Source organism: Streptomyces sp. NBC_00388 (assembly GCF_036061255.1).
GTDB lineage: Bacteria > Actinomycetota > Actinomycetes > Streptomycetales > Streptomycetaceae > Streptomyces.
Genome location: NZ_CP107948.1, coordinates 1007482 through 1022811 on the forward strand (window position 1 = coordinate 1007482; position 15330 = coordinate 1022811).

Consider the following 15330-nt stretch of genomic DNA (forward strand, 5'->3'; position numbering starts at 1 on the left):
GAGCCCACTGTGAGCAGCAGCCGTATCGAGGTCTGCATCGTCGGGGCCGGCCCCCGCGGACTGTCCGTGCTGGAGCGGCTGTGTGCCAACGAGCGGAGGTCGCCCTCGCACCCGTCGGTGACGGTGCACGTCGTCGACCCGGCCGCCCCTGGCGCCGGCGCCGTATGGCGCACCGGACAATCCCGCCACCTGCTGATGAACACGGTGGCGTCGCAGATCACGGTCTACACCGACGACAGTTCACGGATCGACGGGCCGGTCGAACCGGGCCCGAGCCTCCACGAGTGGGCCCGGGACCTGGTCCGGGCGGCCCCGGCGGGTGCGGGCTCCAGGGCGGACGGCGGCTTCCGGGCGGGCGGCGCGGGCGACACGCACGGCGGTGGCCGGGGCGATGGCGGCGGCCCGGGTGGCGTCGGCGCGGCGGCCCTCGCCGAGGCCAGGGCACTGGGGCCGGACACCTATCCCACCCGCGCCTTCTACGGCAGTTATCTGGCCGATCGCTTCCGCCACATGGTCGCCCACGCGCCGGCCCATGTGACGGTTCGTGTGCACCGTTCGCGCGCGGTCGCCATGGCCGATACGCACGGGGTGCCCGGTGGGCCGCAGGGCGTCCGGCTGGAGGACGGTACGCGCCTCGACCACCTGGACGCCATCGTCCTCGCGCTCGGTCACGTCGCGGCCCGCCTCACCCCGCACGAGGAGCGGACGGCGAGTCTCGCCCGTATCCACCACCTCACGTACATCACCCCCGCCAACCCGGCGGACCTCGACCTCAGCGGGATCGAACCGGGCCGCCCGGTGCTGCTCCGAGGTCTGGGGCTCAACTTCTTCGATCACATGGCGCTGTTCACCGCCGGGCGGGGAGGCACGTTCGTCCGGGAGGACGAGCGGCTGGTCTACCGGCCTTCGGGACAGGAGCCGCTGCTCTGCGCGAGTTCGCGCCGCGGTGTGCCGTACCAGGCGCGCGGGGAGAACGAGAAGGGCGCTCACGGACGGTACTTCCCCCGGCTGCTGACCCCTGCCCTGATCGGCGAGCTCCGCAGCCGGCCATCGGACGCAGGCGTCCGGTTCACCGCGGAGCTCTGGCCGGTCATCTCGCGGGAGGTGGAGAGCGTCTACTACGGCGCCCTGCTCGAAGCCCGCGGACGCGGCGCGGACCGCGAGTCCTTCGTCGGGCAGTACCTGACCCTTCCGCCGGGAGGAGACCCGTCGGCCCTGCTGGACGCCTGGGGTATCGGCCCCGCCGACAGGTGGAGCTGGGAACGGCTCACCCAGCCGTACGGGGACCGGGTCTTCGCCGATCGCGACGGGTTCCGGACATGGCTGCTGGAGCACCTGGCACACGACGTGCGGCAGGCACGCGCGGGCAATGTCAGCGGCCCGCTCAAGGCCGCGCTCGACGTGCTGCGGGACCTCAGGAACGAAGTCCGGCTCGCGGTCGATCACGGAGGGCTGGACGGCGACTCGCACCGGGACGACCTCGAAGGCTGGTACACCCCGCTGAACGCCTACCTCTCCATCGGACCGCCGGCCTCCCGCATCGAGGAGATGATCGCCCTCATCGAAGCGGGCGTCCTGGAGGTCACAGGTCCCGGCACCCGCATCCGCATCGACACGGGCGACCCCGCCTTCGTCGCGGACTCCGCTCTCGTGCCCGGCCCCCCGGTACGCGCCCAGGCGCTGATCGAGGCCCGGCTGCCGGAGCCGGATCTGCGCCGCACCGCTGACCCGCTGCTGCGGCACCTGCTCAACACCGGCCAGTGCACCACCTATCGCATCCCCGGTGGCCAGGGGGGCGGTTACGAGACCGGAGGGCTCGCCGTGACACCGCGGCCCTACCACGTCCTCGGCCCGCAGGGCCACGCCCACCCGCGCCGGTTCGCGTACGGGGTCCCCACGGAGTCCGTGCACTGGGTGACCGCGGCCGGGATCCGCCCCGGGGTGGACTCCGTCACGCTGGGCGACTCGGACGGGATCGCCCGAGCCGTGCTCGCGCTGCCCCCGGTCGCCCATGTACCGGCCGCGGTACGCCCCGTGGCGACCGACGCCGGCCTCGTCGGGGTGATCGTATGAGCGGGGCACAGGGCCCCGTGGCCTGACCGCGGCACAGGACAGCCCCCGCGCACCGGAGTGACGCACGGGGGCTGTGTGCCGGCCACGTCGCGCCGAGGACGGCCGGCGCAACGCGGCGGTTCATGGGGGTGCGGGTCGCCGTCAGGCGAGTTGCGCCTTCCGTGACGTCGCCACCGCTGCCGCTGTCAGCAGGACAAGAGTGCCACCCAGCCACAGGACACCGGACGTCGAACCGTCCACGACGAGGCCTCCGATCAGAGCTCCGAGGGCGATCGACAGGTTGAACATCATGACGAAGAGGGACGAGGCGGCCTCGTTCGCCTCCGGGGCCGCCTTGAGCATCCAGGTCTGCAGGCTCACCGAGACTCCCCCGTACCCGAGACCCCAGACGACGAGGAGGACGGCTCCTCCGGCACGGCCCGTACCGAGGACGGGGATCAGCACCATGGCGGCCGTCAGCACGATCGCGATGGAGAACAGGGTCGCCCGGATGTGCTTCGCGGCCCGCGAACCGGCCACGAAGTTGCCTGCGATGCCCGCCACTCCGTAGACGAGCAGGAGCGAACTGGTCATGTTGCCGTCGAAACCGGAGATGTCCTGGAGAACGGGGCGGACGAACGTGTACGCGACGAAGTGACCGGTGATGAGCAGGAAGGTGGCGAGTACGCCGATGCGGATCGCCGCGTTGTCCCGGAGCAGCCGGGGCAGTTCGGGGAAGGTGATCGTCCGGGTGGCGGGCAGCGGCGGCACCATGAGCACCAGACAGACCAGCGCCGCGAGGCCGAGCACCCCGACCGCGGCGAACGCGGTGCGCCAGCCGCTCATGTCGCCCAGCAGTGTGCCGGTGGGCACGCCGAGGACCGATGCGGTCGACACGCCGCCGAAGATCACCGACATGGCCCGGGGAACGTGTTTCCCGGGCACCAGCCGCAGGGCGAGACCGCCCGCGATGGCCCAGAAGCCGCCGACGCTCACGCCGATGAGGAAGCGGGCGATGAGCAGGGTGGCGAAGTTCGGGGTGGCGGCGGAGGCCAGGTTGGCCGCGCCCACCAGGCCGAGCAGCACGGCCAGGACCAGCCGCCGGTCCACCCGGCCCGCCATCACGGTGATCAGTGGCGCCGACACCGCGGCCACCAGGCCGGGCACCGTCACCATCAGACCGGCTGTCCCCTCCGAGACGTTCAGCTCGGATCCCACCGGTGTGAGCAGACCGACCGGCAGAAGTTCGGACGTCATCAGGGAGAAGATCCCCAGGGTGACAGCGGAGACCGCGAGCCAGCCCTTCAGCGGTGACCGGCCGGTGCCGGCCGTGGGCGCGGGAGATTCGACGGCCGTCACGGCGTGCCCCCGGTCCCGTGCCCGCACGGTCGCGAACCCGCCGGCCGCCGGCGCAACACCACGCGCCTGCAACTGAGTTCCGGATGATCGGTCATGGTTCAACCCCTTGGTATCAGGATAAAAAATTGTCCAGGATTGCAGGGTGCGTACGCCCCGCCCGGTACCGCGGGGCCGCGTGGGTCAGCCGCGGGCGGCGGCGAACCAGCGGCGCACACGGGCGGGTACACCCGGGCAGTGCACTCGGCCGTGGCCTTGATCTCCGCGAGGGTCTGCCCCGCGACTCGCGCCGCCGGGCGGGCCCGGCCGTGCGCATGGCCTGCGAGACGGCGCACGGACCGCGGTAGCCGTCCGGCGTTCCCGCGCCCGGCCCCTGCTGCCGGATCCCGGCGCAGCGGAAGGCCTGATCCGGCCCTTCGGCCGCCGCCGCCAAGCCCGTCAGGGTGACGTCCTCGGGCCCGCGGGCCCGCCGGAAGCCGCCCCGCGGGCCCGGCACGGAGGAGACGATGCCTGCCCGGGCGAGTGCCTGAGGCTGCTTGTTGAGGCAGGGCGCCGGCAGGCCGCGAGCCGGGCGGCCGTGACCACGTCATCGGGCCCCGCCCACGCCGGATTCAGGCAGCTGTGCGGTGCCCACTCCACGCCTTGATACATCCTCACATCCTGGATACTAAATGTCGAGGATCTAAGGACGCAACCCCAACGGCCCTCTCCCCGGGGGGAGATGGTCAACCGCGTGGCAGGAGCGCCGCGCCGAGCTCGGCCTCCAGCCGGTTCAGGTCGCGCGCGTGTCCGTGGGCCGCGACATGCCCGTCGGGGCGGACGAGGTAGTAGCCCGGCCTGCCGCAGCCGCCGTGCGCCGCGACATCTGCCCGCGCCGGACGCACCACCCGCACCAGCGGCCACCGGGCGGCCAGATGCCCGGCCTCGGTCAGCCAGGCTGAGCCGTCCCGGGGCGGGAGGACGACGAGGGCCCAGGCCGACGGGTCCACGTCCGGGCCCGCGAGACCGAGGGAGACCGCCGGTTCCCGGGGGAAGACCGCGCCCACCTTCAGACCGCCGGGGAGACGGGTCCGTGGCGGACAGCCCTGCCTGCGCGCCGGGAACTGGGTGTCGCGGGCCGGGGTGTACGCGAGCCGCCGGCCCGCCATCACCGGCGCGTAGAGCCGGGACACGGCGCCGGTCCGGTCGAGCAGCCGGAAGGCGGCGTCGCGGGCCCGGATCCGCACCTGGCCGCCGACCATCCAGGCCCGTGTCTGGAGATCGGTGTCACGGACGATGCGGCGCGTCGCCTCGGAACGTTCGGGACCGTAGCTCAGCAGCAGCGAGTGCGGCGCCCGCCCGTGGATCACGGCAGCCAGTTTCCAGCCGAGGTTGTTGGCGTCCTGAAGGCCGTTGTTCATGCCCTGGCCGCCCGCCGGGCTGTGCACATGCGCGGCGTCACCCATGAGGAAGACGCGTCCGCGCCGGAAGTCGCCCGCGTGCCGGGCGTGCACCCGGAAGACCGTCTGCCAGACCGGTTCCGTGATCCGCACCCCGCGCGGCCCGCGTTCGTCGAGGATCGCCTGCATCATCGGCACACTCACCTCCTGGCCGCCGGACATCACGGACAGGAATCGGAAGACGCCGTCCGGCATCGGCACGATCACGAGCGTCCCCGCCGGGGACTGGTAGTAGGCGATCTCGTCCTGCGGAAGGCTGCCCTCGATGCGTGTGTCGATCAGCGCGAAGGCCATCTCGTACGTGTTGCCGCCGAAGCCGACCCCCAGCTGGCCGCGCACGGAACTGCCCGCTCCGTCGGCGCCGATGACGAAGGGCGCCCGGGCTCGCTCCACTTCCCCGCCGGCATGCTCCAGGACGGCGGTGACGCTGTCGCTGGTCCCGATGTCCCCGGAGTGATCGACGCCGTCCAGGGCCAGGAGCCGTACGCCGCGCTCGACCTTGCCGCCGAGGCCCTCCAGCCGCCCCGTGAGGGCCTGTTCGGTCTCGTACTGCGGGAGGATCCGGGACGCCAGGTCCTCCGGGAAGCCGAAGGAGGCGAGCAGCCGGCGGTCGGAGAAGTAGCTGAAGGCGTCGATCCGCGTGGAACCGCGCCGGATCTCCTCGCGCAGGCCCACGTCCTCCAGGATGTCGAGCGCGCGTGGCCACAGCGAGAGGGCCTTGGGGGCCCGCATCGGATGCGGCGCCCGGTCGATGACGCGCACCCGGACTCCGCGCCGCAGCAGCTCGATGGCCGCCATCAGCCCGCTCGGCCCTGCGCCGACCACCAGCACGTCGAAGTCCGCCGGGGGAGCCGGGCCGTCGCCCCCGGTCGCCTGCTGTGTCATGATGCCCGGCCTTCCCGCGTCCGCAGCCGCTGGGACAGTTCGACGCGCTTGATCTTCATGGTGGCCGTACGGGGCAGTTCCGCCAGCGGCATCCGGACCGGAGCCGCCATCGGTGCGAGGCCGGCCACCGCGGCCTGCCACCGCCCGGGGTCCAGCGGGAGATCGTCCCTGGTGCACACGACCGGGACGGGCTCCTGGTCCCGGCCCGCGACCACGACGAGCTCCGTCAGCTCCTCCAGCCGGGCCAGCACGGTGTCCTCGACCTCCAGGGTGCTGTGGATGGTCGGGATGACGTCGACCTCACGGTCCAGCAGATGCAGGCAGCCGAGCCGGGAGCGGTACCCGACATCACCACCGCGCCACCAGCTCCCGTACACCTGCCGGTCGAAGCGCTCCCCCTCGCCGAAGTAGGTCAGGGCACGGCCGGCGGTGCTCACCTCGATGTACCCGGGGGTCTCCCGTGACGGGCGGGCGCCGTTGCGGGAGACCAGCCGGAAGTTCGTGACGCCCGGCAGGGCGAACCCCAGGCAGCGGCCGTCGGCCCTGTGCGCGTTCTTCCGCGTGTAGCCGCGGCCCACCAGCGGCCCGCACTCGCTCTGCCCGTAGATCTGGAAGAACAGCGGGGCACGGCGCTCCGACGCCCGGAGCAGCCGGTCCATGGTGCTCGGGTGGATGGCGTCGAACGTGCTGCTGAAGTAACGGACACCGGCGAGCGGCTTGCGCGGGTGATCGACGAGTTCCTCCCACTCCATGAAGGAGTTCGGGTGGGTCTCGATGAACCCGGGCCGTGTCTCGGCGAAGAGTTCCGCGACACCTGCGGGGTCCGAGTCGTTCATGATGACCAGCGGCATGGCGCGCGGCAGGAGCACCGCGAGCGCCAGGTACATCCGGGAGTGCACGTACGACACATGGATGGCCACGGTCTCGCGCCTGCGCACGAGCGATGCGAGCCGTTCCTGGGGGCGGAACCGGCCGCGCAGGGTGCGCGCTGAGTGCACGACGAGCTTCGGCAGCCCGGTGGTACCGGAGGTGTGGGTCATCAGCGCGGGCTGGTCGGGGTGGAGGAGAACGGGACGCTGCCGCGGCGCTCCGGCCAGCCCGGCCAGGGACACCGTGCCGGGCCTTGAGCCGGTGGTGACGATGATGCTGCCGGTGAGACCGGCCGACGGGACGGCGGAGAGCGGCCCGTCCAGTTTGGCTCCGTCCGTGAGCAGATGCGGCCGGTCGAGCCGGCCGAGCAGCGCGGTGACGCATCCGGCCTCCAGCGCCGGCGACAGCATGACCGGCACCGCGCCGATACGGGCCGCTGCCGTGGCGAGTACATAGGTGTCGAACCCCGGGCTCAGGTGGATCGCGACATGTTCGCTGGGCCGGACTCCGGCGGCCCACAGGCGGCCCGCCATGTCGTCGACGTGCTCGGCGAGTTCGGCCACGGTCAGCGTGCGGCCGACGCCGGGAAGGGTCTCCATCACATGGTCGAGCGTGATCAGTGTGCCGCCGTTCTTCGCGGCGGCGGACTGCGGCACCGTCCCGAGATAGAGGCCGTTGTTGCTGGCGGGTATCCGTAACATCAGGATGTCCTCGGCTTTGGCTGCGGCTGCAAGGTGGGTTGGGGTCCGGAGTAGATGACACCGCCGGGGCGGACCCGCGTACAGGAACCGGCCCGGAGTCCGTCATCTGACCCGGCGGCGGGGCGGGGCGTGTGTCACCGGCCCGTGCGGGTCCGGGCCCGCCGGGTCATGCGCTCAGCACTTCCGCCGCGGGCGTTCCGGAACGGCTCAGCACCTCGGCGGTGAGCCGTTCCAGGATGCGTACGCCGTCCTGGGTGAGCAGGGACTCGGCATGGAACTGCATCGAGGCGAAGTGGGGGCCCCGCAGGCCGTACACCTCCCCCGTGGCGTCGTCGCGGCTCACCTCCACGGCTCCCGCCGCACCGCACTCCACCGTGTCGTGGGGTGAGACCGCGGCGAACGTGTTGTAGAAACCGACCCGCTCCCGGCGGCCGAAGAAGTCGATCTCGCGCTGCACTCCCTGGTTCGGCACGTCGCGGCGGACGACGTCGAAGCCGAGCTCGCGGCTGAGGAGCTGGTGGCTGAGGCAGACGGCCAGAAAGGGCCGCCGCCCGGCGAGCAGGGTCCGTATCGCCCCCCGCAGGTGTCCGATCTTGGGGTGGCCGCTGTCGTGCGGGGAACCCGGCCCCGGCCCCATGATGACGAGGTCCCAGCCGTCGAAGGTGTACGGCTCGTCGAACCGCCGTACCGTCACGGAGAGCCCCACCGAGCGCAGTTGATGGGCGAGCATCGCCGTGAAGGTGTCCTCCGCGTCGATGACGAGCACCGTGGGGCCACCGCCGCCGGGCGCACCGGTAGCCCGGGGGTGCTCGCCGGCCGGGGGTGTCCCCGTACCGGCCAGCCAGAAACCGGCGATGGTCGCGTTGCGCTGTTCCAGCGCCGCTCTCACCTGCGGGTGCGAGGCCAGGGTGACCGGCGCGTCGGCCTCCAGCGCCGCGAGCAGCCCTGCGGCCTTGGCCCGGGTCTCCGCCACCTCGGAGGCCGGATCGGAGTGGCGTACGAGCGTCGCGCCGACGCTGATCCCCACCCGCCCGTCCTGGCCGATGTCGGCGGTGCGGATGAGGATGGCGGAGTCCAGGGAGCGGGCCCCCGCCGCGTCCTGCCCGATGAGCGCCACGACCCCGCTGTAGTAGCCCCGTCCGTGCGGCTCGTACGTGCGGATGACCCGGCAGGCGTTCTCCAGCGGGCTCCCGGTGACCGTGGGGGCGAACATCGTCTCGCGCAGGATCGCGCGCGGGTCGCTGGTGCTGCGGCCCTCGATGAAGTACTCGGTGTGCGCGAGGCGCGCCATCTCCTTGAGGTAGGGGCCTGTCACCCGGCCGCCCGTCGCGCAGATCCGGGCCATCATCTTCAGTTCCTCGTCGACGACCATGTAGAGCTCGTCGGCCTCCTTCTGGTCGGAGAGGAACTCCATGACGCCGGGGAGGGTGGGGCCGGAGGGCGGATAGCGGTAGGTGCCGCTGATGGGGTTCATCACGGCGGTCCCGTCGCGCAGGCCGACATGGCACTCCGGTGTGGCACCGACGAACGTACGCGACCCGGTGTGGACGATGAACGTCCAGTAGGCGCCGGTCTCACCCACCAGCAACCGCCGGAAGAGGGTGAGCGCGCTGCGCGGCGTGTAGTCGGTGATGTCGGCCACGAAGGTGCGCTTGAGTACGAAGTTGGCCCCCGCGCCCTGGCCGATCTCGTCGGCGATCACCCGGCGCGCGGTCTCCGCGTAGGCGGCGTCGTCGATGTCGAAGTGCCCGCCGGACAGTTCGATGGCGGTGTCGGGGATCCGGGCCAGTACGTCGCTGAGCGGAGCCGTCGTCTGCCCGGCCACCGCCATGGCGATCAGCGGGGCACCGTCGTCGGTGCAGACGAAGCCGCGCTCGGTGATCTGGCGGTAGGGGACGAGGACCAGCATCTCGTGGCGGGGAGCGCCTGGCAGTGCGGTCGCGTCCGGCAGCGGGATGTCCGCGAGGGTGGCGGGCGTCGTGACCGCACCGATCAGCACGTCAAGCGTTCCGGGGCCCGTGGACCCGGGGCGGTGCAGCAGCGCGAACGGTGGCGGCGTGCGGCCGAGTACCTGTCCGAGCAGGTCCGGGCCGTCCGTACGCAGGGGCGCGCGGTCCTCTGTTCCGGTCACAGCAGGACTTCCTTGGTCGTGACCGCCATCGCGCAGCGGCTCGCCGCGTACTCGACGGCCTGGCGGTGCTGCTGCTCGGAGAAGTCGGCGACGGCGTCCGCGACCAGGAACACCTGGATGTCGTTGGTGAACGCGTCGACCGCGCTCATGAGCACGCCCACGTGGGCGTAGACACCACAGATGATCAGTTGGTCGCGGCCGGCCCGGCGCATCTGCTTCAGCAGGTCGGAGCGGAAGAAGGCGCTGTAGCGCCACTTGGTGAACACCCAGTCGCCGGGGACCGGGGCCAGCGGCCCGACGACCGCCCGGTCGGCGGGGTCGGTGCGCATGCCGGGCCCCCAGAAGTCGGCGAGCAGACCGCGCTGGTCCTCGGACATCCCGCCGGGCTGCGCCGTGTAGGCCACGGGGATGCCGAGCGCGGCACACCGGTCGCGCAGCGTGGCCGCGTTGCGGACCAGCTCGTCGCGCAGGGTGGCGGGCAGGGGCTGCAGGAAGTAGCGCTGCATGTCGTGGACGAGCAGCACGGCCCGCTCGGGGTCGGCGGTCCACTGCGCGACGTTGGTGGGGAGCTCGGTGGAGGTCGGCATCGGGTAGGGCTCGATACGGGGTATGCCGGGCAAGGTCCTTCTCCGCTGGTTGGAGTCAGTGGGACGGTCAGACACCGAGCGCGGCACCCCCGTCGACCGTCAGGTCGTGCAGGGTGATGTGCGAGGACTGGTCCGAGAGGAGGAAGACGACGGCGTCGGCGACGTCCGACGGGCGCGCCACCCTGCCGAGCGGGATGCCCACACGGAAGGCCTCGGGACGGCCCTCGACGGTGCCCCGCGGTCCGCTCTCGTCGTGCCACATCGAGGTGAGCATCCGGGTGTCGGTGGAGCCGGGGGCGACCACGTTGCAGCGGATGCCGTGCCGTGCCAGTTCCAGTCCGAGGCTCTTGGTGAACAGGGACGCCGCCGCCTTGGACGCGGCGTACGCGGCCATCTCCGTACGGGGGGTGCCGGCCGCGTTGGAGGCGACGGTGACGATGCCGCCGCGCGAGCGGGGAAGCATCCGCCTGGCCACCGCGCGGCACATGTGGAAGACGCCGGTCGTGTTGACCGCGAAGGTCGATGTCCAGTCCTCGTCGGTGAGGCTGCGGACCTCGCCGAGGCGCAGCACACCGGCCGCGTTGACGAGATAGTCCACGGGCCCCAGCCCGGACTCGATCCGCCCGACAGTTGATTCGACGGCCTGACTGTTCGTCACGTCGCAGGTGAACGCCTCGGCCCGCAGCCCGTCCGCGACGATGCCGTCCACCGTGCGCCGGAGACGTTCGCCGTCCAGGTCGACGGCGGCGACGCGCACGCCGCGTTCTCCCAGTGCCCGGACGACGGCTTCACCGATTCCGCCGGCTGCCCCCGTGACCAGGGCGATCTTTCTCTCCATGCGTCGGACCTCCTGTGCTGGCATGCGTGCTGACTCGGTCTGTACTCGTGACGCGTGGGGCAGGGCCCGGGGCGGCGCGGACGTCAGCCGGCCCGGAAGCCCCGCTTGAGGGCGCCGGCGATCCCGGCGACCCGCCGGGCCTGGAACTCCATGGCCGCGAGGTTCTCCTCGCTGACGTTGCCCGGCCGGGCACCGGAGACGCTGCTGACGCCGTACGGATTGCCGTTGCCCGGCGTGGACAGGACCGGGTCGGCAGTGCCCGTCGGCACGATGAGCGCGCCCCAGTGGTAGTAGGTGTTGTTCAGCGCCAGGATGGTGCTCTCCTGCCCGCTGTGCCCGGCCGCCGTCGAGGTGAACGAGGAGACGACCTTGTTCACCAGCTTGCCCTGGAGCGACAGCCCCACAGTGGTGTCGAGGAAGTACTTGAGCTGCGCGGCGGGGAGGCCGAAGCGCGTCGGGGTGCCGAACAGGATCGCGTCCGCCCACTCCAGGTCCCCCAGGGCGGCCTGCGGCACATCACGGGTGGCCGCCAGGTGCGCGGCCCAGGCGTCGTCCGCGGCGACCTGCGCCGGCGGGAACACCTCCGCCACGCGGCGCAGGCGCACATCGGCGCCCGCCTTCCTGGCGGAGACGGCCGCCGCATCGGCCAGCCGGTGCACATTCCCGGTTGCCGAGTAATAGACAACAGCGACGTTCAACATGGCGCTCCCACTCGGAGGTTGCACAGGACGGGCACTCGGAGGTTGCACAGGACCGGCGGGGCCCGCCCGGCCTGGGCGCAGGCCCGCTTCGCAATGCCCCGATCCTGTGACGCGCACGGAAGACCCGCCAAGGGCCGCCGGTGCAATCCGTCAGGTGGCCGGTACTCCATCAGGTCCCCGGGCGGGCGGCGCTCCGGTACCGCCCCGGGCGGCAGGGCCGGCCGGGCCGTCAGCTCCCCTCTGCGCGATGGCCGTTCCTCCGGGCCGAGGGGGCGGGCCGGACGGGAGGGCCCTGCGGTGGCACGTCCCGGCCCTCCCGGGGCGGCGCGGTCGCCGCAGCGACGGACCGGCGCACACCTCCGACCATCGTTCAACAAACTGTTGACTCCGTCAGGTCGTCTGCGTAGGTTCCGAGGGGCTGCGCAAAGGGGAACGCAGCTGCGAGAACATGACAAAAGGAGCATCGTGTCGAAGATCAGGGTGGGGTCCGACGCGCTCGCCGTGCTGGAGTTACTGGCCGGCGAGGCACCGGTGGAGCAGGTGGAGGCACTGGTGACGCAAGCCCTTGAGGAAGGTGTCGCCGACGCCGAGCGGGACGCGCTGACGCGGGCCAGGGGCCTGGCTCTGCGGATCCACGCACAGGCGGGCCGGCGCCAGCAGCGGGAGATGGGGATGTCCGCCCTCGTCGACACCGCACGCGAGCTCGCCGCGGCCCAGGAGCTGGACGCCGTCCTCAAGGTCGTCACACGCCGGGCCCGACTGCTGCTCGGTCTCGACATGGCCTTCATCAGCTTCCCTGCCGAGGAGCAGGGAATCGTCCGGGTCCGCAGCTCCGACGGCCACACCTCGACCGGCACGATGGGTCTGCGGTTGCCGGCCGACGCCGGGCCGGTCGGCGAGGCCCTCGTCGACTCGGCCCCGTTCTGGACCCCCGACTACCCGGCGGACAAGCGCTTCCGCCACCACCCCGCCTTCGACGAGGCGGTCGAGGCCGAGGCGCTGCGCGCCCTCGTGGCGGTACCGCTGAGCCAGGGCACCCGGCCGGCCGGCGCCCTCTATGCCGCCGACCGGAACGTACGCCACTTCAGCGCCGACGAGATCTCGCTCATGAGCTCTCTCGGCGACCTCGCGGGCGCCGCCATCGAGAGCGCACGCCTGCTCGACGCGGCCACGGCGACGGTGGCCGCGCTGCGGGGGCCCGCCCTGCGCCTGGAGCGCGAACTCGGCGACACACACCACCGGTTCACCGCTCTGGTACTGAACGGCGGAGGCCCGCAGACCCTGGTCGCTGAGCTGGCCCGCCGGCTGGGCGGAGCGGTCCGGGTCCTCGCCCTGGACGGAACGTTCCTCGCCGCGGCCGGCGACCCGCCGGACATCGGCGAGAGCGCCCTGCGGCCCGCCGCGTCCGGGGCACGGGCCGCCGGTGAGCCGGTCTCCCTGGCCGACGGCTCGTGGGCCGCGCCGGTCGTCGCGGGCGACGAGCACCTCGGCACCCTGCTGATGTTCCCGGGGCACCGGCTCACCGAGTTCGACGAGCGGTTACTGGGGCTGGGTGCCCGCTTCACCGCCATCTCGCTGCTGCTGGAGGCGGGCCGCAACGCGCGAGTCCACAGCCAGGTGCGGCACAGCCTCCTGGACGACCTGCTCGCGCTCTCCGGGCGCCCGGACCCTCTCCTGGAGGCGCGGGCCCGGCGCTGCGGCATCGATCCGGACGGGCCCCATCTCGTGGTCGTCGTCCGCCCCGAGCGGGCGTACGGGAGCGAGCTGGGCTCCTGGGCGACCTCGTACACCCGGCGCACGAACGGTCTCGTGAGCCTGCGCGAGGACTGCGCCGTGCTCCTCCTCGCGGGCGACGACGCGGGAGGCGCGGCCCGGGCCGTCCACGACGAACTCTCCCCCCTGCTCGGCCAGCGCGTGACGGTGGCCTCGGCCGGACCGGTGACCGGAGCACTGTCCTTCGCCGGCGCCCACCAGGAGGCCCAGCGCTGCTCCGACGCCATGACCGCGCTCGGCGCCGTCGGCCGGGCCGCCTCCGCACGCGAACTGGGCGGCCTGGGCGCCCTGCTGTCGGGCAGCCATGACACCGGCGCGTTCATAGACGCCACGATCGGACCGGTGGCCGACTACGACCGGCAGCGGCTCACCGAGCTCGTCCCCACTCTGGAGGCGTACTTCGACACCGGCTCAAGCCCGACGTACGCGGCCGAGCGGCTGCACGTGCACCCCAATACGGTCACCCGCCGGCTGGAGCGCATCAGCGAGCTGCTGGGCTCCGGGTGGCAGCAGCCTGAGCGGGCCTTCGAAGTGCAGCTGGCCCTCCGCCTCTCCCGCATCCGCCACGTGCTGCGGGGCGGGAGCCCGTCGCCCGCCGGCGCCGCTCCCACAGGCCCGGACGGCTGGCGCCCGCCGCGCCGCCGCCCGCGGGACGTCACGAAGCCCGGGACGCCCGTTCTGCCGAGCCGGCCACGGCGGTGATCGCGTGGGCGGCCGAGGCGAGGGTGATGTGCCGGTGCCAGCCGCCGAAGGAGCGCCCCGCGTAATCCCGGACGCCCACCTGATCGGCGATCTCGGCGCAGTCGCGGTCGACCCGGCCGATGAGCTTGCTCAGCCGCAGCAGGGCGCCGGGCCGGCCGCCGGTCAGGTCCGTGAGCCACAGCGCCGCGGGCCAGCGCCCGCCGTCCCGCCACTCACCGAGCAGCAGCAGACCGCTCAGGTCACCGGCCTGCCCGGGGGGATCGCAGCGGGACGAGCGGCCGGGCAGTCCGACCCGCAGGACCGCCACCAGGCTCGTCCGGGTCACCGGCACCGCACCGTGATCGGTCCAGACGGCCTGCCGCCGCAGCTCCCGCGCCGCGCCCATGATCTGATGCGCCGGGCGCTCGCCGCCCCGCACGGAGGCCGTGGCGTCCGCCCTGGTGAGCAGCTGGGTGCCGTTCACCCTGATCAGGAACGGCAGGCCCGCGGCGCGCAGCTGCCGGACCGTGGTGGCCGCCTCCGCCTCGCGGGCGTCCAGCACCACCGGCAGGAGGGGCAGCCGGTGTCCCGCAAGCAGCTCCCGGCATGCCTCGATCGCGCACTCGCCCAGTGTCTCCTCCGGGCTCAGGGTCTCCGGTATCGAGGCGCGGGTCCTGCGGCGGCCGTCGTCGAGCCACGCCCCGGACAGGTGCAGCCGCCAGTTGACCGGGCTGCTCATCCGGTCGGATGCCGCCCAGACCCCGAAGGCCTGCTGGGCGTTGAGCACCTGACCGAGGGCCGGGAAGTACCGGCGGTCGACGCCGACGGAGTGCTCACCGGCCTTCGGAACGATCATCGGGCGCACCACCCACGCACGGGGCAGGGCGACCCGCGCAAGGTACTGGGCCAGCCGCCCGCGCACCTGCGCCCAGTCCCAGGTGGAACTGCTGACGAAGTGGTGGAGCCCCTGCTCGGTGGTGGCCCCGCCGGTCAGCGCGGCCATGTTGCGGATCGATTTGCGTCCCTCCGCCGCCAGCAGCCCGCGGACGTACTCCACTCCCCGACTGCGCTGGTCCCGCCGCGGCAGGGACGCGAAGAGCACCGAGCACAGTTCGGTGAGGACCTCCTCCCGGACTCCGGCATGGTCGGCCGCGTGCACCTGTCTCTGCACGTCTTGTCTCTGCGTGTCTCGTCTCTGCGTGTCTTGTCTCTGCATGTCTTGCGCGCACAGGGCAACACCGGACATTGATCTCCCCCATCCCGCTCCCGCACGGACGACCGTGCTCGACGCTGTGCCTCAACGGTGGGGGGTACTG

At 72.6% G+C, this 15330-nt stretch carries 11 protein-coding genes; 2 read left to right on the top strand and 9 right to left on the bottom strand.

Features of this window, described 5'->3' with window-relative positions:
- Positions 1–9 precede the first annotated feature (9 nt).
- The gene (locus OG917_RS04560; RefSeq protein WP_328316229.1) at positions 10–2073 is read left to right on the top strand and encodes an FAD/NAD(P)-binding protein; all 2064 of its coding nucleotides are present in this window, start codon (positions 10–12) and stop codon (positions 2071–2073) included.
- Between the two features lie 141 nt (positions 2074–2214).
- On the opposite strand, the gene OG917_RS04565 is transcribed toward OG917_RS04560, so the two are convergent.
- The 8 genes from OG917_RS04565 to wrbA all read right to left on the bottom strand — a co-directional run bounded on the left by OG917_RS04565 (position 2215) and on the right by wrbA (position 11560).
- Positions 2215–3411, bottom strand: a complete 1197-nt coding sequence (locus OG917_RS04565; protein ID WP_328316230.1) for an MFS transporter — start codon at positions 3409–3411, stop codon at positions 2215–2217.
- 112 nt (positions 3412–3523) lie between these two features.
- On the bottom strand, positions 3524–3967 hold the full coding sequence (locus tag OG917_RS04570; protein ID WP_328321654.1) for an Rrf2 family transcriptional regulator: 444 nt from the start codon (positions 3965–3967) through the stop codon (positions 3524–3526).
- 166 nt (positions 3968–4133) lie between these two features.
- Positions 4134–5732 (bottom strand): FAD-dependent monooxygenase, encoded by a 1599-nt coding sequence (locus OG917_RS04575; RefSeq protein ID WP_328316231.1) that lies wholly within the window; start codon positions 5730–5732, stop codon positions 4134–4136.
- Positions 5729–7303 (bottom strand): class I adenylate-forming enzyme family protein, encoded by a 1575-nt coding sequence (locus OG917_RS04580; protein WP_328316232.1) that lies wholly within the window; start codon positions 7301–7303, stop codon positions 5729–5731. Before OG917_RS04580 ends, OG917_RS04575 begins: the two co-directional genes overlap by 4 nt.
- A gap of 166 nt (positions 7304–7469) precedes the next feature.
- Entirely contained in the window at positions 7470–9434 is a 1965-nt protein-coding gene (locus OG917_RS04585; protein ID WP_328316233.1) for an anthranilate synthase family protein, read from the bottom strand.
- A complete protein-coding gene (locus tag OG917_RS04590) occupies positions 9431–10054 on the bottom strand; it encodes an isochorismatase family protein (protein ID WP_328316234.1) in 624 nt (207 codons plus the stop codon). The genes OG917_RS04585 and OG917_RS04590 overlap by 4 nt, the downstream gene beginning before the upstream one ends.
- 34 nt (positions 10055–10088) lie before the next feature.
- Positions 10089–10859: a 2,3-dihydro-2,3-dihydroxybenzoate dehydrogenase gene (locus OG917_RS04595; RefSeq protein ID WP_328316235.1), complete on the bottom strand. Its 771-nt coding sequence runs from the start codon at positions 10857–10859 to the stop codon at positions 10089–10091.
- A gap of 83 nt (positions 10860–10942) precedes the next feature.
- Positions 10943–11560, bottom strand: a complete 618-nt coding sequence (gene wrbA / locus OG917_RS04600) for an NAD(P)H:quinone oxidoreductase (RefSeq protein ID WP_328316236.1) — start codon at positions 11558–11560, stop codon at positions 10943–10945.
- Positions 11561–12025: 465 nt separating this feature from the next.
- On the opposite strand from wrbA, the gene OG917_RS04605 reads away from it, so the two are divergent.
- Positions 12026–14035, top strand: a complete 2010-nt coding sequence (locus tag OG917_RS04605) for a helix-turn-helix domain-containing protein (protein ID WP_328316237.1) — start codon at positions 12026–12028, stop codon at positions 14033–14035.
- On the opposite strand, the gene OG917_RS04610 is transcribed toward OG917_RS04605, so the two are convergent.
- Positions 13989–15230 carry an IS701 family transposase gene (locus OG917_RS04610; protein WP_443058909.1) on the bottom strand — a complete coding sequence of 414 codons (1242 nt, stop codon included), beginning with the start codon at positions 15228–15230 and terminating at the stop codon, positions 13989–13991. The genes OG917_RS04605 and OG917_RS04610 overlap by 47 nt on opposite strands.
- Between the last annotated feature and the right edge of the window lie 100 nt (positions 15231–15330).